This window comes from Novosphingobium aquimarinum, assembly GCF_009746585.1.
GTDB lineage: Bacteria > Pseudomonadota > Alphaproteobacteria > Sphingomonadales > Sphingomonadaceae > Novosphingobium > Novosphingobium aquimarinum.
In genome coordinates this window covers 24,741-48,856 of sequence record NZ_WRPO01000007.1, presented here as the reverse complement: position 1 = coordinate 48,856, position 24,116 = coordinate 24,741, and the positions used below count along the sequence as shown (strand labels likewise).

Here is a 24,116-nt window from a genome sequence, read left to right as displayed (position 1 = left end):
CGTTTCTACGGTGTCCAACGCTAAATTCGCGAACGGTCGGAACGCTGCGGCGAAGGAGGCGTTGCAGAATAGCAGCGCCAAAATGCGGGGAACTTGATTTGCTATCACCAGAGCCCGAAGCGAAAGCGGTTCGCGCCGTCAGCATCGAACAGGAAACGGGACAATTGGGCGAGACGCTTGCCGCCCAACTCCCCATCGCGGCTCAGGCCGGATTCGATGCATTGCTGTGGAAACAGAAAGGTTCGCCCTTTGCTCGCGAACGCCTGGTTCCGGATTTCGTGATCACGCAGGCCGGCGATGCCGGTCTGGCGGTCTGGACCGAAGTCGACGTCACGCACTTTCCGATCGATCATGCCCTGGTCGAGGCGCATCCAGCCCTCTTCGCCATCCGCCACATGGGCAGCGGCGACGCACCGATCGATCCGCGTCGTACCAAACGCGCGACCGGCCTTGCCCGTGCGCGCATGCGGCAAAAGGAAGCCGGCGTGCTGGTGGAGGCGATCGCCAAGGCGCTGATCCCATCGCTGAAAGACGTCTCGGGTTTGCGTCTGCTGGGCGTCGACCGGCTGCGGCCCGAGCTTCTGACGCAGCTCTTGCAACTGTTGCGTGAGGCGCGCGCAGACATCCAGCTGTTTGCGGACATCGCCAACATGCAGCGCGAAGACGCGGTGGCCCTTGGCCGGTCGGGCCTCGATTTCCTCGTCTCATCCTATGCCTGGTGGGATTATCGCGCGGCTTGGTTCGCCGAGGAAACCGAAGCGCTGCGCGGCACTGTCCCGATCGTGGCGGAGACGGGCGCCGGCCAGATCCGCGGCGACAATCCCGCCGCGATCGGTCGCTCCATGATGGCTGCAGCGGCCTTGTCCGACGGCATGATCGCACCGCTGGGCGCCATCCGCGCCGCGCCTGAAGCTGCGAAGCGGGCCAGCGAAATCTCGGCGCTTGGCGCGCGGCATGGCGGCGAGATGCGCCGCCTCACCGGCTCGGGTTCGCCCGTGGTCGCCTGGCTTCGCGCGAAAGGCGGCGACTTGCGCACGGCCCAAAGCGCGCATCTGGTGCTTATCAACACGGCCGAAGATACGCAGGACGCGCCCTCGCGCGAGGTCCTGCTGCCCGGTCTCGGCGGCCGCTTCGCCATGCCCGAAAACGCCTTCGCATCGCTGACCGGCTGCGAAGTGCGCTCGTGCGTCCTGGAGAGTGCCGCACCGATCCTAGACAGCGCCGATTGGGACGTGGCTGCGGGCGCACGCGAGCCGCGTCTCGTGGTCGAAGAGGTCAATCCGCGCGTCGAGGGCGGCGCCTTTCCGGTCAAGCGCGTGGTCGGCGATACCGTCTCGGTGACCGCGAAGGTGTTTGCGGATGGGCACGAACAACTCGCTGCCGAGATCGAATGGCGCGCCGTCGACGGTGAAGCCTGGAACCGCGTGCGCATGGCGCAGCACCCTAACGACGATTGGACCGGCGCCTTCCCGCTCGAACGCATGGGCCGCCACGAATTTCGCGTCACCGCCTGGCTTGATCGCTTCGGCGGTTTCCAGCGTGATTTCCGAAAGAAGCTGGCGGCCGGTGTCGCGCAAAAGGTCGATCACGCCGAAGGCCGTCGCCTTGTCGAGCGCGCCGCGCAACGCAGCGACAAACCCCTGCGCGAGAAGCTGGAAAGCTGGGCGAAGAGGCTGGCGAGCGATACCGACAGCGAAGCGCTGCTTTCGATCGAACTCGGCGATTTGATGGATCAGGCGGACGACCGCCCCCACCTCCTTTCATCGCCTGTCCAACTGGTCGATGCCGAGCGACTGCAGGCCGGCTTTTCGAGCTGGTACGAACTGTTCCCTCGCTCCGAAACGCGCGATCCCGCGCGCCACGGCACGTTCCGCGATGTGATCGAGCGCTTGCCGGCAATCCAGGCGATGGGCTTCGATACGCTCTACTTCCCGCCGATCCACCCCATTGGCCGCGCCAACCGCAAGGGCCCGAACAACAGCCTCGAAGCGGGCGAGACCGACCCCGGCAGCCCCTATGCCATCGGCAGCAAGGATGGCGGGCACACCGCGATCCACCCCGAACTGGGCAGCTTTGAGGACTTCAAGGCGCTCATCGATGCGGCGCATGAGCATGCGCTGGAGATCGCGCTCGATTTCGCGATCCAGTGCTCGCCCGATCACCCGTGGCTGAAAGAGCATCCCGATTGGTTCGACTGGCGGCCCGACGGCAGCATCAAATACGCCGAGAACCCGCCCAAGAAGTATCAGGACATCGTCAACGTCGACTTTTATCAGGACGGCGCAATCCCCGGCCTATGGCTGGCGCTGCGCGACGCCGTGCTGTTCTGGATCGATCATGGCGTGAAGACCTTCCGCGTCGATAATCCGCACACCAAGCCGTTGCCATTCTGGGAATGGATGATCGGCGACGTGCGCGCGAAGCATCCCGACGCGATTTTCCTCGCCGAAGCCTTCACCCGCCCGGCGATGATGTACCGCCTGGCCAAGATCGGCTTCTCGCAAAGCTACACCTATTTCACCTGGCGCGATCACAAGGCGGAGCTCACCGACTACATCGTCGGGCTGACGCAGACCGCGCCGCGCGAGTTCTATCGCCCGCACTTTTTCGTCAACACGCCGGACATCAATCCGCCGTTCCTGCAGACCTCGGGCCGCCCCGGCTTCCGCATCCGCACCGCGCTGGCCGCGACGCTATCGGGGCTGATGGGGGTCTATTCGGGTTTCGAGCTGTGCGAGGCCGCGCCCGTGCCCGGCAAGGAAGAGTACCTCGATTCCGAAAAGTACCAGATCCGCGTGCGCGACTGGGACCAGCCCGGCAACATCGTCGCCGACATCACGCTCTTCAATCGTCTGCGTCGCAGTCACCCTGCGCTGCAGACGCACCTCAACACGCGGTTCCTGACCGCACACAACGAAGCGATCCTCTACTATGCCAAGCCCAGTCCCGATGGCAGCGACATCATTCTCGTGATGGTCAGCCTCGATCCGCATCACGCGCAATCCGCCGGCTTCGAGATCCCCTTGTGGGAGTTCGGCATCGGTGACGATGGCTCGATCGGGGTGGAGGACCTCGCCAGCGGCGGCAAATTCCGCTGGTGGGGCAAGTGGCAGCACATCGGGCTCGATCCGAGCGAACCCTATCGTATCTGGCGCATCGCCCCGGGAGCCGACGCATGAGCGAGATTCTTGCCGGCGACGCCGACTGGTACAAGGACGCGGTCATTTATCAGCTGCACGTCAAATCGTTCTTCGACGCGAACGATGACGGAATCGGTGATTTCGCCGGGCTGATGCAGAAACTGGACTATGTCGCCGAACTGGGCGTCAACACGATCTGGCTGCTGCCGTTCTATCCCAGTCCCCGGCGCGACGACGGCTATGACATCGCCGAATATCGCGACGTCAGCGAAGACTACGGCACGCTCGAGGAAGCGCGCGCGTTCGTCGAGGCAGCTCACGAGCGCGGCATTCGCGTGATCACGGAGCTGGTCATCAATCACACCTCGGATCAGCATCCCTGGTTCCAGGCCGCGCGCAAGGCGCCGGCAGGCAGTCCGGAGCGCGATTTCTACGTCTGGTCGGATGACGACAAGCTCTACTCCGGCACGCGGATCATCTTCTGTGATACCGAGAAGTCGAACTGGACCTGGGACGAGGAAGCGCAGGCCTATTACTGGCATCGGTTCTATTCGCACCAGCCCGATCTTAATTTCGACAATCCCAAGGTTCTCGAAGAAGTGCTTTCGGTTATGCATTTCTGGCTCGAGGCCGGGATCGACGGGCTGCGTCTGGATGCGATCCCCTACCTTATCGAGCGCGACGGAACTTCGAACGAGAATCTTCCCGAAACGCACGTCCTCTTGAAAAAAATCCGCGCCGATCTGGATCAGCATTACCCCGGCAGGATGCTGCTTGCCGAAGCGAACATGTGGCCCGAAGATACGCAGCAGTATTTTGGCGATGGCGACGAATGCCACATGGCGTTCCACTTCCCGTTGATGCCGCGCATGTACATGGCCGTGGCGCAGGAAGATCGCTTCCCGATAACCGACATCATGCGCCAAACCCCCGACATTCCCGAGGAATGCCAATGGGCGATTTTCCTGCGCAACCATGACGAGCTGACGCTCGAAATGGTAACCGATGCCGAGCGCGATTATCTTTGGGATACCTACGCCGCCGACAAACGCGCGCGCATCAATCTCGGCATTCGACGCCGCCTCGCACCGCTGCTGCAACGCGACCGCCGCCGGGTCGAGCTGATGCATGCCCTCTTGCTGACGATGCCGGGCACACCCGTGCTCTATTACGGCGACGAGATCGGCATGGGCGACAACGTCTTCCTCGGCGATCGCGACGGGGTGCGTACGCCGATGCAATGGTCGTCGGACCGCAACGGTGGTTTCAGCCGCGCCGATCCCGCCGGCCTCACGCTGCCGCCAATTATGGACCCGCTCTACGGCTATCAGGCGGTCAATGTCGAAGCGCAGCAGCGCGACCAGCATTCGCTGCTTAACTGGCTGCGCGGCTTCCTCGCGGTCCGCAGCCAGCATTGCGCCTTCGGGCGTGGCACGCAGCGCTTCCTGCGGCCCGCCAACCGCAAAATCCTGGCCTATTTGCGCGAGCACGACGGCGAGACGCTGCTCTGCGTCGCCAACTTGTCGCGCACGCCGCAAGCGGTCGAGCTCGATCTATCCGAGTTCGAAGGCCGCACGCCGGTCGAACTGTCGGGCGGCGCGAGCTTTCCCAAGCTCGGGCAACTGCCCTACCTGCTGACCTTGCCGCCTTATGGCTTCCTCGCCTTCCAACTCTCCGAAGCCGCCGAACCGCCCGAATGGTCGAGCAGCGCGCCGGGCATGCAAGTCGAGCAATTCACTTTCGTGCTGCGTCCAGAGCTTGTGGATGTTCTGGGCGGCGACAACCGGCGGGTTCTCGAAACCGAGATCTTGCCGTCCTACGTCGCTTCGCGGCGCTGGTTCGGGGCGAAGGACGAGACCATCGAGGCCGTCCGGGTCAAGAGCGTCTCGCACTTCCCTGGCGCCGACGACTTGCTGCTCGTCCTCATCGACGTGACGACGACATCGGGTGCGGCAACTTACGCGCTGCCGCTCGGCATCGCCTGGGAGGGAACGTCGCACGGCCAGTTCGCCTCCAACCTCGCGATGGCGCGGGTCCGGCGTGGCCGAAACGTCGGACTGCTGACGGATGGGTTCGCGGTCACGTCCTTCGCGCAGGCCGTCCTCACCGGACTTCGTGACGGTGCGGTCGTCGAAGCCGACGGCGGGGCCATTCGCTTCGAAGCGCGCCCCGGATTCGACCTCGAACCCGATGCCGAGCCGGAATGGATCGCGGCGGAGCAATCGAACAGCACGCTGATCCTCTCGCACACCGCCGTGCTCAAGTTGCTGCGCAAGCTGCAGCCGGGCATCCATCCCGACGCGGAAATGGCCGGCTATCTCAGCGACAACGGTTTCGCCAACGTGCCGCCGGTGCTCGCCACTGTCACGCAGGATACGCCCGAAGGCCCGGTGCTGCTGATGTTGATGCAGGGCTTCGTCTTCAACCAGGGCGATGGCTGGCAATGGACGCTGGGTGCGCTCGACCGGCTCGGCAGCGAGCACGAAGGCGACTGGAGCTTTGCCAACTACAACAACTTCGCCGAAAATCTGGGTCGGCGCCTGGCCGAAATGCACGGTGTTCTCGCTCAGCCCAGCAGCGATCCGGCCTTTGCGCCGGAAGCGATGAGCCTCGAACAGGCCCGTGCCCTGGGCGAGCGCGTCACGGCCCAAGTTGGTAAGGCGATCGACCTGCTTGCGAAGAGCCATGGTCTCGACGAGGCCGCGCAAGCCGAAGCCGAACGACTGGGCGCGATGCGTCAGGCACTGTCCGCGCGGATCGCCGAGATCGCCGAGGCGGCGCAGGGCTGTCGTCTCACGCGCATCCACGGCGACCTGCACCTCGGGCAGGTCCTGGTCACTGGCAGCGATGTCATGATCATCGACTTCGAGGGCGAACCGACCCGGCCGCTGGCCGAACGAAGAGCCAAGGACGTGCCGCTGCGCGACGTCGCGGGCATGCTGCGCTCGTTCGACTATGCCGGCGCCGTGGCCGAACGCAGCCGTCCGGCTGCCGGCGAATTGAAGGAGCAGCGCGCGGAACTGGGCAGCGCCCAATTCCGCGAGAACGCGGTGACCGCATTCCTTGCCGGGTATTTCGGCGAAGGCGCCACTGTCGACCCGCTGCTCGACCTCTTCGTGCTCGAAAAGGCCGCTTACGAAGTGGCTTACGAGGCCGCGAACCGACCCGATTGGCTCGCGGTACCCGCCGTCGGCCTGGCGCGCAGCGCCGACCGAATTCTTGCCGGAGATAAGACATGACCGAACGCGACCAGTCCGCTGCCGCCGCGCTCGACCAAGGACTACTGGACGATCCTTTCGGCTATCTTGGCCGCCACGATACCGGTGACGGGCCCGTCGTGCGGACCTATCAGTCAGGTGCCGAGGCCGTCACGCTGGTTCCCGAAAAGGGCAAGCCGGTCGCCATGACCGAGATCGCCCCGGGGCTTTATACGGCACCCGCGCCAAATTCGGGTTCCTATCGCCTGCGCACGCAGTGGCCAGGGGGCGGCGAGCACGAGGCCGAAGATCCGTACGCGTTCGGCACCGTCCTGGGAGATCTCGATCTCTATCTGTTCGGCGAAGGCCGGCACTGGGATTTGGCCCGTGTGATGGGCGCGCAGCTGCGCGAGATCGACGGCGTGCCGGGTGTCGCCTTCTCCGTGTGGGCGCCCAATGCGCGGCGGGTCTCGGTGATCGGCGACTTCAACAATTGGGATGGCCGGCGCCACCCGATGCGGGTGCGTCACGGCTCTGGCATCTGGGAAATCTTCATTCCCCGGCTTGGACATGGCGCGCGCTACAAGTTCGCGATCCTCGGGGCGGATGGCAGAGTGGTCGAAAAAGCCGATCCCCTCGCCCGGCAGACCGAAGCACCGCCGGCGACCGCCTCGGTCGTGGCAGCCACCCCGGACTTTGCGTGGACCGATGCCGACTGGATGGCCGAACGCGGCCGCCGCCAGGCCAGCGATGCGCCGATGTCCATCTACGAGATGCACGCCAGTTCCTGGCTGCGTCCCGAAGGCGATCCGGAAGGCCATTTCGGCTGGCGCGCGCTCGCCGACCGGCTGATCCCCTACGTCGCCGAGATGGGCTTCACGCACATCGAATTGCTGCCCATCACTGAGCATCCGTTCGGTGGCTCGTGGGGCTATCAGCCGCTGTCGCAGTTCGCACCTTCGGCGCGTTACGGAACGCCCGAGGGCTTCGCCGCCTTCGTCGATGCCTGCCATCGCGCAGGGATCGGCGTGATTCTCGATTGGGTGCCCGCGCACTTTCCCACCGACGCGCACGGCCTGGCCGAATTCGACGGTACGCATCTCTACGAGCATGCCGATCCGCGCGAAGGCTACCATCAGGATTGGAACACGCTGATCTACAACCTCGGTCGGCGCGAGGTCTCGGGCTTCCTGCTCGCCTCGGCGCTGTGGTGGACCGAGACCTTCCACATCGACGCGCTGCGCGTCGATGCCGTCGCCTCGATGCTCTACCGCGATTACAGCCGCAAGCACGACGAGTGGGTGCCGAACATCCATGGCGGGCGCGAGAATCTGGAATCGGTCGCGTTCCTCAAGCACATGAACCAGCTGGTCGCCGAGCGCGCGCCCGGCGCGATCACGATCGCGGAGGAATCCACCGCCTGGCCGGGCGTGACCGCGCCCGTTGATCAGGGTGGCCTGGGCTTTTCCTACAAGTGGAACATGGGCTGGATGCACGACACGCTGCAATATGTGGAGCGTGATCCGATGTACCGGTCCTGGCACCATGGCGAGCTGACCTTCGGCCTCGTCTATGCCTATTCCGAACGCTTCGTGCTGCCGATCAGCCACGACGAAGTGGTGCACGGCAAGGGCTCGATGATCGGAAAGATGCCGGGTGATCGCTGGCAGTCCTGCGCCAATTTGCGTGCCTACTTCTCTTTCATGTGGACCCACCCCGGCAAGAAGCTGCTGTTCATGGGCTGCGAGATCGCGCAGGACCGAGAGTGGAACCACGATACGCAGATCTCGTGGGAGCTGCTCGACCAGCCCGAGCACGCCGCGATGCAGCGCCTGGTTCGCGATCTCAATCACCTCTACGCCGAGGAACCGGCATTGCATGCGCGCGATACCGATCCGGCCGGTTTTGACTGGCTGATCGGTGACGACAGCGATAACAGCGTCTTTGCGTATATCCGCCGCGGGAATGACGGAGACCCGCCGATTGCGGTGGTGCTCAATATGACGCTCAACCCGCATTTCGAATACGAAGTCCCCTTGCCGCATGCGGGGACCTGGCGCGAACTGTTCAACAGCGATGCCAAGATCTACGGCGGCGCCAACATCGGCAATGGCGGCTCGGTGCACGCGCAAGCCGGCGAGGACGGACGAGCCCGCGCGAAAGTGGTGATCCCGCCGCTAGGCGCGGTTATGCTGAAGGCCGAAAGTTAGGCCGTTTCGGCAAGCCCGAACGCAAAAAGGCGGCACCGCTGGGTGCCGCCTTTTTCAGGCTTGGACAGAACGTCCCCGCTGCTTCCCGCCCTCAACCGGGGTAGGGCGACGTCTGCAGTAACTCCGCCAGGTGCGCGGCATTGCTCGCCACCATGTCTGCGGTCTGCTGCACTTTGTCGGGTGTCTTCTTGAGATCCTTGAAATCGACCGATCCCATCGCTTCGCCGACCCAGTAGCACGATGCCACTGGCGGAATCGTCCAGCCGACATCGTTCAGCGACTGGAATATCTGCGCCGCGCTGAAGTGCGCGCCATCCTCGTTGCCGACGATCGCGGTCACCGCGACCTTGCCATAGCTCGGCATCCGGCCGGCATCGTCGGTTTCCGACAGGAACGCATCCATGCGCTCGAGCACGCGCTTGGCGACGCTGCCCACTTGCCCCATCCAGATCGGACCGCCGAGAATGAGGATGTCGTGATCGAGGATGCGCTTGCGCAGAGCCGGCCATTCGTCGCCCTTTCCCTCATCCGACGTCACTCCGGGCGGGATATGCAGTGCGGCAACGCGCACGACTTCCGATACTTCGACGCCTTTCGAGGCGAAGGATTTGCCGAGGACCGCCAGCATTGCATCGGTCGAAGACGCTTGCGAAGGGTCGGCCTTCAGCGTGCAGTTGAGGGGAATGGCGCGCAAAGTCATAGAAAATCTCCCGTCGGTCAGGGTGCGACCACGGCACCCGACCCTTGTGGAAGCTACGACTGACCGGGGGCAATGGTTCCCCCGGTCGAAATCAGTTGGCGATGTGCCACTGCATGATAGAGACAAAGTCGCGCGTAGGCGGTTCGGTCTGCAGGACATGGACGAAGTTCGCGGACCAATGCGCGACATCGCTATTCTCGACCACGGCGAGACAGCGGCGATGGCGTTCCTGCCGTTCCTCCAGCGGCATCTGGAACGCGCGGTCGATGGCCCTTGCCATGTCGTCGATATCGTAAGGATTGACCAGCAGCGCATCGACCATGTCCTCGGCCACGCCGGCAAAGCGGGACAGGATCAGCACACCGGGATCCGCCGGATCCTGCGCGGCAATGAATTCCTTGGCGACAAGGTTCATGCCGTCCGCCAAAGACGTCACGAGACAGCTGCGCGCCTGGCGGTAGAGCCGCGCGAGGCGCGAGCGATCCACCGAGCGGTTGATGAACCGGATCGGCGTCCAATCGAGTTCAGCGAAGCGCCCGTTGATCTGGCCGGTCAGGCCCTGCAGTTCCTCCGTGATATCCTGATAGGCTCGCACTTCCTGTCTCGTCGGCGGAGCGATCTGGACCAGACAGGGACGCATCTCGGGCGGTCGCAGCTCCAGATAACGCCCGAAGGCGCGGAACCGGTTGGGCAGGCCCTTGCTGTAGTCGAGCCGGTCGACGCCGATGGCAAACAGATCGGGTCCGCTGGCGCCGAACGGATCTTCCATCTCCTGCTCGGCATCGGCTTTGAACCCCGCGACGTCGATGCCGATCGGGAAGGAGCGCACCATGGTGCGACGATCGCGGAACTTGATCGAGGCATCCGTCATGAATTCCGCGCGGGGATCGTCGCGAAACATCTCCAGGCAGCGCGCGACATCGCCCCGTGTCTGCAGACCGATCAGATTGTAATGCGCGAGGTTGTCGGCGAATTCCTCGGGATCGGGCAGGATCGACAGGTCCGCCAGAACCGGGAAGGGAATGTGCAGGAACATCCCGATGCGATTCTCAACGCCCAGCGCGCGCAATTCCCGCGCGAGCGGAATGAAATGATAGTCGTGCACCCAGACGAGGTCGTCCGGATCGAGCTCGCTCGCGACCATTCGCGCGACGCGGCGATTGACCTCCTCATAGCATTGGTATGCGTCCGAAGTGATCGAGACGAGATCCGGCCGGCGATGGCACAGCGGCCAGAGCACCGAGTTGGCATAGCCGAGATAGTACTGCTCGAACTCGCGGTCGCTCAGACGGAAGGCGAGACGCTTGTAGCCGACGGATTCGATCTGTTCGAATTGGCCATTGTCGGACCCCGTTTCGGGGTGAGCGCCGATCCAGCATCCGCCCGACTGGGTCAAAGCATCGTGGAGCGCGACCACGAGCCCGCCCGAGGGATTGTCGCCCATCGGCAGACGATTGGAAATAACGACGAGCCGGCCACTCATCTTGCGTCCCCTGTCTTTGTATGTGCAGAGCGCGGACCTGATCCTGCGCCGCGCTGCAACGATAATCGGATTATTCGCGCGACTGTCACACCCCGGAGAGCCAGTACGCGTGGACAAACTTTAACGCAAACATCGCAAGGGAACCAAAGTTCCCAACCGCTCGTTGCACGGCGGGAAGCAGCCGCGGTCGCACCGTCGCTCCGACAGGGATGATAAATGGGGCAAAACCTGAGCACCTGTTTCAGGCACGAAAGCGAAATGTCGAAAAGGATCCTGCAGTTCGACTGGGCTTCGACCCCGGTCGGACCGATGGACCAGTGGCCCGCGAGCCTGACTCATACGGTGGCGTTCATGCTGGCCAGTCCAATGCCGATGGTGCTGCTGTGGGGCGAACAAGGCACGATGATCTACAACGACGGCTATTCCCTGGTCGCAGGCGAGCGGGATAGCGGGCTGTTGGGATCCGCTGTCCGCGAGGGATGGGATGAGGTTGCCGATTTCAACGACCATGTGATGCGCGTCGTTCTGGCGGGTGGAACGCTGAGCTACAGGGACCAGGAGCTCACCCTGCATCGCAACGGCCAGCCCGAACAGGTTCGCATGAACCTCGATTATTCGCCGGTGTTCGGCGATGATGGGAAGCCCGCCGGTGTAATTGCGTTGGTTGTGGAGACGACTGAGGCGGTGCAGGCGCGCGAAGCGCTCGAACGCAGCGAGCGCCGATTGCGGTTGCTCGATGCGATCAGTCTCGAAGTCGGGCGATTGAACCAGGGCGAGGACGTTCTTGCGGCAACGTGTCGGCTGACCGCCGAGCACCTCAACGTGTCGAACTGCGCTTACGCGGACATGGACGAGGATGGTCAAGGCTTCACGATCCGAGGAAACTGGCACGGGCCGTACACGCCCTCGATCGTCGGCCATTACCAGCTGGCGGATTTCGGCGCGCTCGCGATTCGCGAACTGAACGAGGGCCGCCCGCTCATCATCAACGACAATCGCATCGAGATCTCGCCGGAAGAAGCGCGGACGTTCCAGGCGATCGGCATCGCTGCGACGATCTGCATGCCCCTCGTCAGGCAGGGGAAGCTGGTCGCGCTCATGGCCATTCACGACCGCGTCCCGCGGCAATGGTCCGAATACGAACTGTCCGTCATCAGCGAAGTCACCGAACGCTCCTGGGCCCACATCCAGCGCGTCGCCGCCGAAAATACCCTGAGCGAGCGACAGGCCTACCACCGCCAGATCCTCGACGGCGCGGTGGATTTCGGCATCATCGCGACGGACCTCGACGGCAGGATCACGTTATGGAACGCCGGGGCCACCCAGATTCTGGGCTGGACCGAAGCCCAGATGCTTGGCCAACCCAGCTCGACGTTTTTCACCGACGAGGACAGGAACGAGGGCCGCCCGCTCGCGAAGCGTCGCGAAGCGCTCGAACTGGGCCGCACGCAGGATGCTCGCTGGCACGTCTGCAAATCCGGGCGCCGCTTTTGGGGCTTTAGCGAAATGTCCCCGCTGCGCGACGGTGACGGCAAGGCCATCGGTTTCGTCAAGGTCATCCGAGACCGCACCGCGGAGCACGAGGCCAGTGAGGCGCTGGCGCGCAGCGAGGACCAGCTGCGTCGGGCACAGGCAGCAGGCGGCGTCGGTCTTTTCTCGATCGAAATCGCGGACAACACGATCAAAGCCAGCGACGAGATGTGCCGGATCTTCGGCGTCACGGTTGGCGAGCCCCTGACGGTGGAACGGCTCGAGCAACTCGTGATTCCCGGTGATCGCGACAAAGTTTCGAACCAACAGCGGCGAGAGCGGGGTGAAACGGGACTCGATGTCGAATTTGGCATCCGCCGCGCCGACGATGGCGAACTGCGTATCCTCTCGCGCAAGGCAGAGTTCGAGTACGATGCGCAGGGTCGCCCCATCAGGCTCATCGGCGTCGTTCAGGACATTACCGAGCGCCGTCGCACGCAGCGTGCGCTGGAACGGAGCGAAGCGCAATTCAGCATGCTGGCGCGCAACATGCCGATCCATGTCTGGACCGCTCGTGGCGATGGTACGATCGACTGGTTGAACGACAGCACGCACGACTATTGCGGAATGCCGCTAGGCAGCCTGGTCGGCAGGACCTGGATGCGGTTCGTGCATCGCGAAGATCTCGAACGTCTGGCCCAGTCCTGGCAAAAGGCCATCGCGGGGGGCGAGATTTTCGAGGCCGAAGTGCGTCTGCGCGATAGCGAAGGAAACTATCGCTGGCACTTGGCTCGCGCCACTCCGCATATCGATGCAAGCGGTTCGATCGCAGCATGGATCGGTACCAATACCGAGATCGAAGCGCAGAAGCAGGTCGAGGCGAGCTATGCGCAGGATCGCGACCGGCTCTGGTCGATCTCGCAGGACCTGATGCTGGTGTGCGATTTCGATGGTCGGATCACCGCGCTCAATCCCTCGGCGCAGCGGCTGCTCGGCTGGTCGGAAGGCGAAATGCTGGGGCAACCGATCGGCAATTTCGTGCATCCCGACGATCGCACCAGTACCGATCGCGAGGTTTTGCAATTGTCGGATGGCGCGCGCACGCTCGCGTTCGAAAACCGATACCGGACGAAGAGCGGGGAGTACCGCCGTCTGTCCTGGACCGCGGTTCCCTCGAGCGAACGCATCCATGCCGTCGGCCGCGATATCACCGATCAACGAGCGATCGAGGAGGCGCTGCGACAAAGCCAGAAGATGGAAGCGGTCGGGCAACTGACTGGCGGTATCGCCCACGACTTCAACAATCTGCTTCAGGGTATCTCGGGAAGCCTCGACATGATGCAGACGCGGCTCAGCCAGGGTCGCGCGCAGGATATCGAACGCTGGCTGGAAGGCGCGAAGACGTCCGCGGCGCGCGCAGCCGCCTTGACGCACCGGCTGCTCGCCTTCGCGCGGCGCCAGCCGCTCGATCCGCGCATGGTGCGCGCCAACCCCCTTGTCTCCTCGCTCGAGGACATGCTGCGCCGGACGATGGGTGAAACGATCGCGATCGACTTTGTGCTGTGCGAGGACTTGTGGCTCACCAAGTGCGATCCCAACCAGCTCGAAAACGCCGTAATCAACCTGGCGATCAATGCACGCGATGCCATGCCCGATGGAGGCAGGCTGACCGTTGAGACGTGCAACGCGCACCTCGACGATGGCAGCCCATCAAGGACGCGTGAGGTCGCGCCGGGCCAATACGTGTGCATCTGCGTGACCGATACCGGGATGGGAATGGACGAGACGACGCTTTCGCGCGCGATCGAGCCGTTCTTCACCACCAAGCCACCAGGCCAGGGGACCGGTCTGGGCCTCTCGATGATCTACGGCTTCGCGCGGCAGTCGGAAGGCTACGTGCGGATTTATTCCGAGCCGGGCCAGGGCACCACGGTGAAGCTCTTCCTGCCGCGCTATCTCGGCGGCGGTGAAGAGAGCACTCGACTTGCCGCGCGGGAGGACCTGCGCGGCGCCGAAGATGGAGAAGTCGTCCTCGTCGTCGAAGACGAGCCGGTCGTGCGCGGGCTGATCCTCGAAGTGCTCGATGAGCTCGGTTACCGCGCCATCGAGGCGGAGGATGGTCCGCAAGGAGTCGCCATCCTGCAATCGCCGACGCGCATCGACCTTCTCGTCACCGATATCGGCTTGCCTGGTCTCAACGGAAAGCAGGTGGCCGAAGCAGGCCTCGAACAACGGCCCGGCCTGAAAGTGCTGTTCATGACCGGCTATGCCGAGAATGCCGCCCGCGCATCCGGATTTCTGGAGGAAGGCATGGCGATGATCACCAAGCCGTTCGCCATGGACGTGCTGGCCAACCGCATCCGCGACATTCTGGAGGACTGATCCCATTGCACCGCACGCAATTCTTGGCGATGATGCCGCATGAGCGAAAGCAATGTGTCCTTGGATGAGTTACGGGTCCTCGTGGTCGAGGACGAGATCTTGATTGCGATGATGCTCGAAGAAATGCTCGAGGACTTCGGCTGTTTACCGGTTGGGCCCTGCGGCGATCTCGCTTCCGCGCTCGCCTCGTGTGAACAGGCCAATTTCGATGTCGCCCTGGTTGATATGAACCTGGGCGGCGTACCGGCAACTCCGGTTTTGGAAGCGCTGGACAAGTCGGGAATTCCCTACGCCCTGTCCACCGGGGCGGAAGCACAAGGCACTAGCGACGTTCCGCGCCTGCAAAAGCCTTTCAATGTCAGCGATTTGCAGAAGACTCTGCACGAGTTGAGCCGGCGTCGAGGCTAATTTTGACCGCTAAAGCTAGAGCCTAAGCGCAAAGAAGCCTACGCGCTTCCCGCCCCCGATCAAACAGGATTCTGATCGCGGTCCGGGTAATCTCCGGGCTTCACTTTGCTTTGATTCTTGACCGCCTGCCGGCTTTCTTTCTGCAGGCCCGGATCCTCGCTCTTGTCGTCGACGGAGCGCTTCTGCAATGCTCCACCCTCGCCCAGCTTTGCATTTTCTTTATCCGTCATGTCGCAGCGCTCCGTGCAGTTCTTCCTCTAGCAACGACGGAACCGCAGCTTACGTTCCCGGGTGAAGGCCTGGCTGATTACCGCCTTGGCTGATCTCATTGAGGAGCATTTGATGACCGAGACCCGCACCGAACGCGACTCCATGGGTGAAATCGAGGTTCCGTCCGAAAAGCTCTGGGGGGCACAGTCGCAACGCTCGCTTGAGAACTTCCGCATCGGCAGCGAACGCATGCCGATCGCGGTCGTTCACGCGATCGCGCAGATCAAGCGCGCCGCGGCGGGCGTGAACCGGCGTATCGGCACATTGGATGGCCGGATCGCCGACGCGATCGTCTCCGCCGCCGACGAGATCATCGCCGGGCGCCACGACGCGCAATTCCCGCTGGTCGTCTGGCAGACCGGGTCCGGCACCCAGAGCAACATGAACGTCAACGAGGTGATTGCCAATCTGGCGAACATCGCACTGGGCGGGAAGGCTGGCACGTATGATCCGGTCCATCCCAACGATCACGTCAATCGCAGCCAGTCGTCGAACGACACCGTCCCCACCGCAATCCACATCGCGACCTTGCTGGAGATGCGGGACCGTCTGTCGCCGGCGCTTGCCGCCTTGCAGCAGGCGCTGGCCGACAAGTCCAAGGCCTGGGACGATATCGTGAAGATCGGCCGGACTCATACGCAGGATGCGACGCCGCTGACGCTCGGGCAGGAGTTCTCAGGCTACGCGGCGCAAGTGGAAAAGGGCTTGGAGCGCATCGCAGCAAGCCTGCCCGGTCTCCACGAGATCGCGCAAGGCGGGACAGCTGTCGGCACCGGCCTCAATGCTCCGGGGGGATTCGCGGAGGCCGTGGCGGAGGCCTTGGCCGAAGCGACCGGTTTGCCCTTGGTCACCGCCCCGAACAAGTTCGAGGCTCTTGCAGCGCAGGACGCTTTGCTGTTCTGTCACGGCGCGCTGAACACCCTGGCGGCCTCGCTCTACAAGATCGCCAACGATATCCGGTTTCTGGGTTCGGGGCCCCGTTCGGGGCTGGGCGAGCTCGCGCTTCCCGCCAACGAGCCGGGTTCCTCGATCATGCCGGGCAAGGTCAACCCGACGCAGTGCGAAGCGATGACGCAGGTCTGCGCCCAAGTTTTCGGCAATCACGCCACCATCACTTTCGTGGCGAGCCAAGGCCAGTTCGAGCTCAACGTCTACCGCCCAGTGATGGCGTACAACGTATTGCAGTCGATCGCCTTGCTGACCGATGCCTGCGACAGCTTCTGCACCAATCTGCTCGACGGCCTCGAACCGCGCCGCGACATGATCGCGGCGGGCCTCGAACGATCGCTCATGCTGGTGACGGCTCTGGCGCCCGAGATTGGCTACGACGCCGCGGCGAAGATCGCCAAGCGCGCCCGCGAGACCGGCTCGACTCTACGCGAGGCCGCGCTCGAGAGCGGCCTAATCGACGGGGACCAGTTTGACGCTCTGGTACGTCCGGAAGACATGATCGGCCGCTGATCGCCGCGGGAGAATTGCAAGGCTCCAATGCGAAACCGGGCCCCGATCGCGTTATGCGACCGAGGCCCTGCTCATCAGATCACGTGCGCTGGCAGCGTCAGTCCTGCTTGACCTCTTCGCGGTCCCAGAAGCGCAGATCGGCGCACTTCTCGATGAACCCCTTCGCACCTTGCGAACCGGAGAGGTCGATCATGCCATCATCGCGCCGGCTCCAGACACCCGCATTGTCGAACAGGGCTTCGACCTCGGGCACGTAGCCGATGAACTTGGCATGCGCGAAGGCATCGTTGACGAAGTCGGTGCTGGGCTTGTCAGTGCTGTACCGGCTCGCCGAGGCCTCGCTCATGACCACGGCGACCGCATCGTAGACCACCGAAGGTCCGCCATCAATCTTCTCGTCGGCTTCGAGCATCGATCCGTCGGAGAGCTTGGCTCCCGCAATGTGCGGCGCGATGATCTCGACCATCGCCCCGGCCTCGGTCGCGGCGTCCTTGAGCTGCGACACGATCTTCGCGTCTGCCCCTTCCGCCACGTAGATCCCGAGCTTGCGGCCTTTGAAAGTGCCGGGCCCGTTGCGCAGGATCGACAGCGCCGGGCTCTCCGGCAGATCGGTGATCGGTTCGCGAGCGGCCGGCACCTTGTCGGGCAGTTTGGGAAGCCCGATGCCGTCGCACACCTCCTGGGCGAGCCCTTCGTCGATGTGCCGCAGATGGCCGATCATCCGCTTGCGAATGTCCATACGCTGGACCTTCGACAACTCGAACGTCAGCGCATTGGCCATGTGCGTCTGCTCGACAAGGTTCTGCGAAATGTAGAACTGCCGCGCCTGGCTGTAGTGATCGGCAAAGGTCTCGCTGCGCACGCGCACCTTCTCGCCGGAGACGGCAACCGGAGCGGACGAGAACCCGTTCATCGGGCATGCACGCGGTCCGCGATCCGCTTCCGCACCCTCGCCCGAACCCCAGGAATTGGGCTCGTAGTTCACGCGACCCTTGGGATTCTGCATCGCCATGTGCCCGTCCTGCTGGAAGTGACGGACGGGACATTTCGGCGCGTTGATGGGGATATGTGTGAAGTTCGGCCCGCCGAGGCGCTTCAGCTGGGTATCGAGATAGCTGAAGTTGCGCCCTTGAAGCAGCGGATCTTCGGAAAAATCGATTCCGGGAACCACGTTCGAAGTGCAGAAGGCCACCTGCTCGGTCTCGGCGAAGAAATTCTCGACGTTGGCATCGAGCGTCAGCGTGCCGACGATACGGATCGGCACTTGCTCTTCGGGGATGATCTTGGTGGCATCGAGCACGTCGAATTCGAACTTTTCGGCAAACTCTTCGTCGAACACCTGCAGACCCAGATCCCACTGCGGGAAATCGCCGGCGTCGATCGAGTCCCACATGTCGCGGCGGTGGAAGTCGGGGTCCATGCCGTTGATTTTGAGCGCCTCGTTCCAAACGACCGACTGCATCCCTAGCCGCGGCTTCCAGTGGAACTTGACGAACTTCACTTCACCCTCGGCATTTATCAGTCGAAAGGTGTGGACACCAAAGCCTTCCATGAAGCGCAGCGAGCGCGGAATGGTGCGGTCCGACATGATCCACATGATCATGTTCATCGATTCCGGCGAAAGGCTGACGAAATCCCAGAAGTTGTCGTGAGCCGTCTGCGCCTGCGGAAAACCGCGATCGGGCGCGGCCTTTGCGGAGTGGATCAGGTCGGGAAACTTGATGGCATCCTGGATGAAGAACACCGGGATGTTGTTGCCGACGATGTCCCAGTTGCCTTCCTCGGTGTAGAGCTTGACCGCGAAGCCACGCACGTCGCGCGCCAGATCGGGCGAGCCCTTGTTGCCGGCCACGGTCGAGAACCGCACGAATGCCGGCGTCTTCTTCCCCTTGGCCCCCGTGAGCGGGGCGGCACAGGTCAGTTCGGGGACCGGATCTGTCAGTTCGAACGTGCCGTGGACGCCATAGCCGCGCGCGTGCACCACGCGTTCGGGGATCCGTTCGTGATCGAAGTGAAAGATCTTCTCGCGCGCAATGTGGTCTTCGAGCAGGGACGGCCCGCGGGCGCCTGCCTTGAGCCAGTTCTGGTCATCGGCGACAGGGGCTCCCTGTGCCGTCGTCATGATGTCGTCTTTGCCTTTCGGCTTCTGGTGGTTGGCACCACCTTTCGACAGTTCGAAGTCGGCCAATTCGCAATCCTTTGAAACGCGGGTAGGGATGCAGACGAAAGTCTCGCCGAGGCGGAATTGTTTGCCGGCCTTCAGCTCTTTGGGCTCAACAGTGCCGCATGCGCGCTCAACTGAGAACGGCTTCGGAACGGATTAACGCAGGTCAAGTTCGCTGGCTCGCGGGACGCTTGATGCGAACTTTTGGCGAACCTTTTGACCGGCTTTGTCGTTGGATCTTCAAAAGGAGACCTTCAGATGACCGACACCGCCGAAATGATCCATGAGGATTCGCTGCCCGGACACGAGAGCGCCCTGGAGCCGAAGCCCGAATGGCAACCGCGTTATCCGGGCTCGGATCGGCTCAAGGGCAAAGTCGCCATCATAACCGGCGCGGACAGCGGCATCGGCAGAGCCGTCGCCGCGCTTTACGCGCGCGAAGGCGCTAAGGTCGCGATCGTCTACTTGCTCGAGGATGACGACGCGAACGAGACCAAGCGCATCGTCGAAGGGGAAGGCAGCGCGGCCATTCTGATCAAGGCCGACGTCGGATCGAAGAAGATGTGCGAGCGCATCGCCGAGCAGACCCTCGAGGCGTTCGGGCGGATCGATATCCTCGTCAACAACGCAGGGGAACAGCATCCGGACGAAGACATCACGGACATCACCGAAGAGCAGCTCGAGCGCACCTTTCAGACCAATATCTTCGGCATGTTCTATCTCGTGCAGGCCGTACGCCCTCATCTCGAGGAAGGCTCCGCGATCATCAATTGCACCAGCGTCACGATGTACAAGGGCAGCAAGAACTTGCTCGATTACAGTGCGACCAAGGGCGCCATCACCGCTTTCACGCGGTCGCTGTCCGAGAACCTGATCAGCGACGGAATCCGCGTGAACGCGGTGGCACCGGGGCCGATCTGGAGCCCGCTCAACCCCTGCGGTGGCGCCAGTCAGGAAAAGGTCGAGCACTTCGGCGAAGGCACGCCGATCGGCCGGGCCGGCCAGCCCAACGAAGTGGCCCCTTCGTTCCTGTTCCTCGCGTGCGAGGACGCCAGTTACATGTCGGGCCAGGTGCTTCACCCCAATGGCGGGATCGTCGTGAATGGCTGACGAGACGGGCGCGGCAGGCGTTTGCCGTCTGGCCGGGCGCCAGGCGGATACGACCATCCGCGCCCCATTCCCGAACATTCGCGGCAACGGCCTTTGCGCGATCGATCCTGCACCCGATTGATCTTGGAAAGGCGCGCCCCCACATGGCACATAAGGCAATTGCTGACTTCGGGGCTCACTCACTAAGTACGCTCAGCTTGCTCTGCCTTCCATTTGCTAACAGGGACTATCGCCGGATCATGCAAACCACTGGCAAACTGCCAATTTCTCGCCGCGGCATGCTGATTGCCGGCGCCGCTTCCGCCGCCTACACTGGAGTACCGATGTCGAGCCGAGCTCAGACGCCCGCCAAAGCCTCTCCCCCGCCGACCATGCCGGTTAGTTTCACCGTCAACGGCAAGAAAGCCGACCTGAAGCTCGATACCCGTACCACGCTGCTCGATGCCCTGCGCGAGCATTTGAAGCTGACGGGCACGAAGAAAGGCTGCGATCACGGCCAGTGCGGCGCGTGCACCGTCATCGTCAATGGGGAGCGGATCAACTCGTGCCTCAGCCTGGCGATGCAGCACCAGGGCGATGAGGTCACCACGATCGAAGGCCTGGGCATGCCTGACGATCTGCATCCGATGCAGGCCGCCTTCGTCAAGCACGACGGCTATCAGTGCGGCTATTGCACGCCGGGCCAGATCTGCTCGGCCGTTTCGGTGCTGAAGGAAATTGAGGCCAACATTCCAAGCCACGTCACCGGCGATCTCACTTCGCGCATGCGCCCCACCAACATGGAGATGCGCGAACGCATGAGCGGCAACATCTGCCGCTGCGGAGCCTATTCGAACATCGCCGATGCGATGGCCGAAGTGGCGGGAGGCAAGGCATGAGACCTTTCACGTATCAGCGCGCCGGAAGCGTTGCCGAGGCCGTAAAAGCCGTCGGCAGCCGCGACGATGCGATGTTCCTGGCGGGCGGCACCAACCTGCTCGACCTGATGAAGCTGCAGATCGAAACCCCGGCGCACATCGTCGACATTCAGGACACCGGCCTCGACAAGATCGAGAAGACGAAGGACGGCGGCCTCAGGATCGGCGCGCTCGTCAGCAATACGGCGCTGTCCGCGGACGAGCGCGTCCGCAAGGACTATCCGGTGCTGACGCGTGCAATCCAGGCGGGTGCGTCCGGCCAGCTTCGCAACAAGGCGACGACAGGCGGGAACCTGCTGCAGCGTACCCGGTGCTCGTATTTCTACGACACCAACATGGCGTGCAACAAGCGCGATCCGGGTTCGGGCTGCGCCGCGCTGCAGGGCTATTCGCGTCAGCTTGCCGTGATCGGTTCGTCCGACAAGTGCATCGCGACCTATCCCGGCGACATGGCGGTGGGCATGCGCGTGCTCGATGCCGTGGTCGAGACGATGAAGGCCGATGGCTCGACCCGATCGATCGCGCTGGCAGACTTCCACCGTTTGCCCGGGGATCATCCGGAACAGGACAACGTGCTCGAAACCGGTGAGCTGATCACGGCGGTCTGGCTGCCCAAGCCGCCCGGCGGTCGCCATTTCTATCACAAGGTGCGCGACCGCGCGTCCTATGCATTCGCGCTGGTTTCAGTCGCGGCGGTGATCCAGGACGATGGCAGCGGACGTGTCGCCTTCGGCGGCGTCGCGCCCAAGCCGTGGCGTGTCGAAGCCGCCGATGCGGCGCTGGGCCAAGGTGCCAAGGCCGTGATTGCGCGCGCCTTCGCCGATGCCCGCCCCACCGAAGAGAACCGGTTCAAGATCGCTCTGGCGGAGCGCGCGCTCGCCGGCGTCCTGGCCGAAGCGAGGAACGCATAACCATGAAGTTCGAAGCACCCGCAGGTTCGAACCTGTTTGACCGTTCGCAGATCGTCGGCAAGTCGACGCCGCGCATCGACGGTCCGCTCAAGACGACGGGGCAAGCGCCCTATGCCTACGAACGGCATGACATGGCGAACCAGGCTTATGGCTGGGTCGTCGGATCGGCGATCGCAAAGGGGCTGATCGCCTCGATGGACGTTTCTGACGCGCAGAGCGCGCCCGGCGTAATCGCGATCGTCTCCGCCCCGGACACCAAGCCGGTCGGCAAGGGTATCGCTAACAATGCGCCACTGTTCGGTGGGCCGGAGATCGCACATTATCATCAGGCAATCGCCTGCGTGGTCGCCGAGACCTTCGAGCAGGCCCGCTACGCCGCCAGCCTTATCCGAACGACCTACGATCGGTCGCAAGGCGCGTTCGATCTGGCAAAAGTCGCGCCCGACGCGCCGCTCGCGAAAGGAGACGACAGTAAGTCGACGCTGGGCGATTTCGATGCCGCCTTCGCCGCAGCGCCGGTGAAGCTGGATGCGCGCTATACCACGCCGGACGAGAGCCATGCGATGATGGAACCGCATGCGACGATCGCGGCCTGGGAGGGCGACAAGCTCACTCTGCTGACATCGAACCAGATGGTCGCCTGGGCCAAGCAGAGCATGGGCAAGATCCTCGGCATCGACCCCGCCAACGTGCGTATCGATTCCCCGTTCATCGGCGGCGGCTTCGGCGGAAAGCTGTTCATTCGCGCCGATGCGGTGATGGCTGCGCTCGCGGCGAAGAAGGCGGGGCGGCCCGTCAAGATCGCGCTGCAGCGCCCGCTCATCGCCAACAACACGACGCACCGCCACGCCACGATCCAGCACATTCGCATCGGCGCCGAGAAGGACGGAAAGATCACCGCGATCTCGCACGAGAACTGGTCGGGCAACCAGAACGGCAAGAACGGCGAGGACGCAACGCTGCAGACGCCCAAGCTCTATGCCGGGGCCAATCGCCTGACCGCGAACTACGTCGCGACGCTCGATCTGCCCGAAGGCAATGCCATGCGCGCGCCGGGCGAAGCGGTGGGCCATCTGGCGCTCGAAGTGGCGATGGACGAACTGGCCGAAAAGCTCGGCATGGACCCGGTCGAACTGCGCATCGTCAACGAGCCGAAGATGGTGCCGGGTTCGCCCGAGAAGAAATTCTCTGACCGCAATCTCGTGCGCTGCCTGCGCGAAGGGGCCGAACGGTTCGGCTGGTCGCGTCGCTCGAAGACGCCGGGAAGCATGCGCGACGGCCGCTGGTTGATCGGCATGGGTGTCGCCGCTGGTTACCGCGCGGGTCCGACCGAAGCGTCCGGGGCGCATGTCAAGCTGGATGCGGATGGCCGGATCACGGTCGAGACTGACATGACCGACATCGGCACCGGCAGCTACACCATCATCGCCCAAACCGCGGCCGAGACGATGGGCGTTTCGCTCGATCAGGTGAAGGTCGAACTGGGCGATTCGCGGTATCCCAAGTCGTCCGGATCCGGCGGCCAGTGGGGCGCGGCGAGTTCGACGGCGGGTGTCTATGCCGCCTGCGTCAACTTGCGCCGCGCGATCGGTGAGAAGCTGGGCTTCGATGCCGACGCCGCCACGTTCGAAGACGGCAGCATCCGCAGCGGCAACCGGTCCTACAAGCTGACCGAAGCCGGCGCGCTGTCCGCCGATGGCGAGATGACCTACGGCGATTTCAAGGACGATTACGACGTCGGCACTTATGCGGGCCACTTCGTCGAAGTCGGAGTGGATGCCTATACCGGCGTCACGCGCATCCGGCGGATGCTGTCGGTGTGCGATGCGGGCCGGATTCTCAATCCGCTGTCGGCGCGTAGCCAGGTCATCGGTGCGATGGTCATGTCGGCCGGCGCGGCGCTGATGGAGGAACTGGCGGTCGACCCGCGCTTCGGCTTCTTCGTCAACCACGACCTCGCCGGATACGAAGTGCCGGTTCACGCCGATATTCCGACTCAGGACGTCGTGTTCCTCGATACCCTCGACGACATCGTGACACCGATGAAGGCGAAGGGCGTCGGCGAGCTTGGCATTTGCGGTCCTGGCTCCGCGATCGCCAACGCCATCTACAACGCCACGGGTATTCGCATCCGGGACTATCCGCTGACGCTCGAAAAGTACTTGTCGGAAATGCCCGCGGTCGCCTGACCGCCGAGCCCCTGAATTGGGGCATTGTCCGACAACCGTCATCGTTCCTCCCAAGGAACGTCACACACGCATCATATGAGGCCTCCGAGTTTGACAAAACCCGG

The 24,116-nt window shown here is 63.4% G+C and carries 15 protein-coding genes; 11 read left to right on the top strand and 4 right to left on the bottom strand.

What is annotated here, in order from left to right; genetic code table 11:
• The first annotated feature begins 98 nt into the window (after positions 1 to 98).
• From GQO94_RS09620 to glgB, 3 genes are read left to right on the top strand one after another with little or no spacing between them, the layout of a single operon-like run.
• A complete protein-coding gene (locus tag GQO94_RS09620) occupies positions 99 to 3,179 on the top strand; it encodes an alpha-1,4-glucan--maltose-1-phosphate maltosyltransferase (RefSeq protein WP_198045911.1) in 3,081 nt (1,026 codons plus the stop codon).
• Positions 3,176 to 6,379 carry a maltose alpha-D-glucosyltransferase gene (treS, locus tag GQO94_RS09615; RefSeq protein ID WP_156840943.1) on the top strand — a complete coding sequence of 1,068 codons (3,204 nt, stop codon included), beginning with the start codon at positions 3,176 to 3,178 and terminating at the stop codon, positions 6,377 to 6,379. The genes GQO94_RS09620 and treS overlap by 4 nt, the downstream gene beginning before the upstream one ends.
• Positions 6,376 to 8,547 carry a 1,4-alpha-glucan branching protein GlgB gene (glgB, locus tag GQO94_RS09610; RefSeq protein ID WP_156840942.1) on the top strand — a complete coding sequence of 724 codons (2,172 nt, stop codon included), beginning with the start codon at positions 6,376 to 6,378 and terminating at the stop codon, positions 8,545 to 8,547. Before treS ends, glgB begins: the two co-directional genes overlap by 4 nt.
• Positions 8,548 to 8,638: 91 nt before the next feature.
• On the opposite strand, the gene GQO94_RS09605 is transcribed toward glgB, so the two are convergent.
• Together GQO94_RS09605 and GQO94_RS09600 are read right to left on the bottom strand one after the other, a co-directional pair.
• A complete protein-coding gene (locus tag GQO94_RS09605) occupies positions 8,639 to 9,247 on the bottom strand; it encodes a flavodoxin family protein (protein WP_156840941.1) in 609 nt (202 codons plus the stop codon).
• 91 nt (positions 9,248 to 9,338) lie between these two features.
• Positions 9,339 to 10,730 (bottom strand): alpha,alpha-trehalose-phosphate synthase (UDP-forming), encoded by a 1,392-nt coding sequence (locus tag GQO94_RS09600; RefSeq protein ID WP_156840940.1) that lies wholly within the window; start codon positions 10,728 to 10,730, stop codon positions 9,339 to 9,341.
• A 258-nt stretch (positions 10,731 to 10,988) separates the two neighbouring features.
• Here GQO94_RS09600 and GQO94_RS09595 point away from each other — a divergent pair, with 258 nt between their 5' ends.
• Positions 10,989 to 14,582, top strand: a complete 3,594-nt coding sequence (locus GQO94_RS09595; RefSeq protein ID WP_232332858.1) for a PAS domain S-box protein — start codon at positions 10,989 to 10,991, stop codon at positions 14,580 to 14,582.
• A 39-nt stretch (positions 14,583 to 14,621) separates the two neighbouring features.
• Positions 14,622 to 14,990 (top strand): response regulator, encoded by a 369-nt coding sequence (locus tag GQO94_RS09590; protein ID WP_156840938.1) that lies wholly within the window; start codon positions 14,622 to 14,624, stop codon positions 14,988 to 14,990.
• A 59-nt stretch (positions 14,991 to 15,049) separates the two neighbouring features.
• Here the strand turns inward: GQO94_RS09590 and GQO94_RS09585 are convergent, their stop codons facing one another.
• A complete protein-coding gene (locus GQO94_RS09585) occupies positions 15,050 to 15,220 on the bottom strand; it encodes a hypothetical protein (protein ID WP_156840937.1) in 171 nt (56 codons plus the stop codon).
• A 112-nt stretch (positions 15,221 to 15,332) separates the two neighbouring features.
• On the opposite strand from GQO94_RS09585, the gene fumC reads away from it, so the two are divergent.
• Positions 15,333 to 16,721, top strand: a complete 1,389-nt coding sequence (fumC, locus tag GQO94_RS09580) for a class II fumarate hydratase (protein ID WP_156840936.1) — start codon at positions 15,333 to 15,335, stop codon at positions 16,719 to 16,721.
• 97 nt (positions 16,722 to 16,818) lie between these two features.
• Here fumC and GQO94_RS09575 read toward each other — a convergent pair whose 3' ends face one another.
• Positions 16,819 to 18,939: a catalase gene (locus GQO94_RS09575; protein ID WP_408636611.1), complete on the bottom strand. Its 2,121-nt coding sequence runs from the start codon at positions 18,937 to 18,939 to the stop codon at positions 16,819 to 16,821.
• Positions 18,940 to 19,143: 204 nt separating this feature from the next.
• Here GQO94_RS09575 and GQO94_RS09570 point away from each other — a divergent pair, with 204 nt between their 5' ends.
• The 5 genes from GQO94_RS09570 to paoC all read left to right on the top strand — a co-directional run bounded on the left by GQO94_RS09570 (position 19,144) and on the right by paoC (position 24,012).
• Positions 19,144 to 19,995, top strand: a complete 852-nt coding sequence (locus GQO94_RS09570) for an SDR family oxidoreductase (protein ID WP_156840935.1) — start codon at positions 19,144 to 19,146, stop codon at positions 19,993 to 19,995.
• The gene (locus GQO94_RS21255) at positions 19,988 to 20,116 is read left to right on the top strand and encodes a hypothetical protein (protein ID WP_269748752.1); all 129 of its coding nucleotides are present in this window, start codon (positions 19,988 to 19,990) and stop codon (positions 20,114 to 20,116) included. Before GQO94_RS09570 ends, GQO94_RS21255 begins: the two co-directional genes overlap by 8 nt.
• Positions 20,117 to 20,234: 118 nt before the next feature.
• Positions 20,235 to 20,873, top strand: coding sequence for an aldehyde dehydrogenase iron-sulfur subunit PaoA (gene paoA, locus GQO94_RS09565; RefSeq protein ID WP_156840934.1), 639 nt, complete (start codon positions 20,235 to 20,237; stop codon positions 20,871 to 20,873).
• Complete coding sequence (locus GQO94_RS09560; RefSeq protein WP_156840933.1) at positions 20,870 to 21,823, top strand: FAD binding domain-containing protein; 954 nt, start codon at positions 20,870 to 20,872, stop codon at positions 21,821 to 21,823. Before paoA ends, GQO94_RS09560 begins: the two co-directional genes overlap by 4 nt.
• A 2-nt stretch (positions 21,824 to 21,825) precedes the next feature.
• A complete protein-coding gene (gene paoC / locus GQO94_RS09555) occupies positions 21,826 to 24,012 on the top strand; it encodes an aldehyde oxidoreductase molybdenum-binding subunit PaoC (RefSeq protein WP_156840932.1) in 2,187 nt (728 codons plus the stop codon).
• The last annotated feature ends 104 nt before the right edge of the window (positions 24,013 to 24,116 follow it).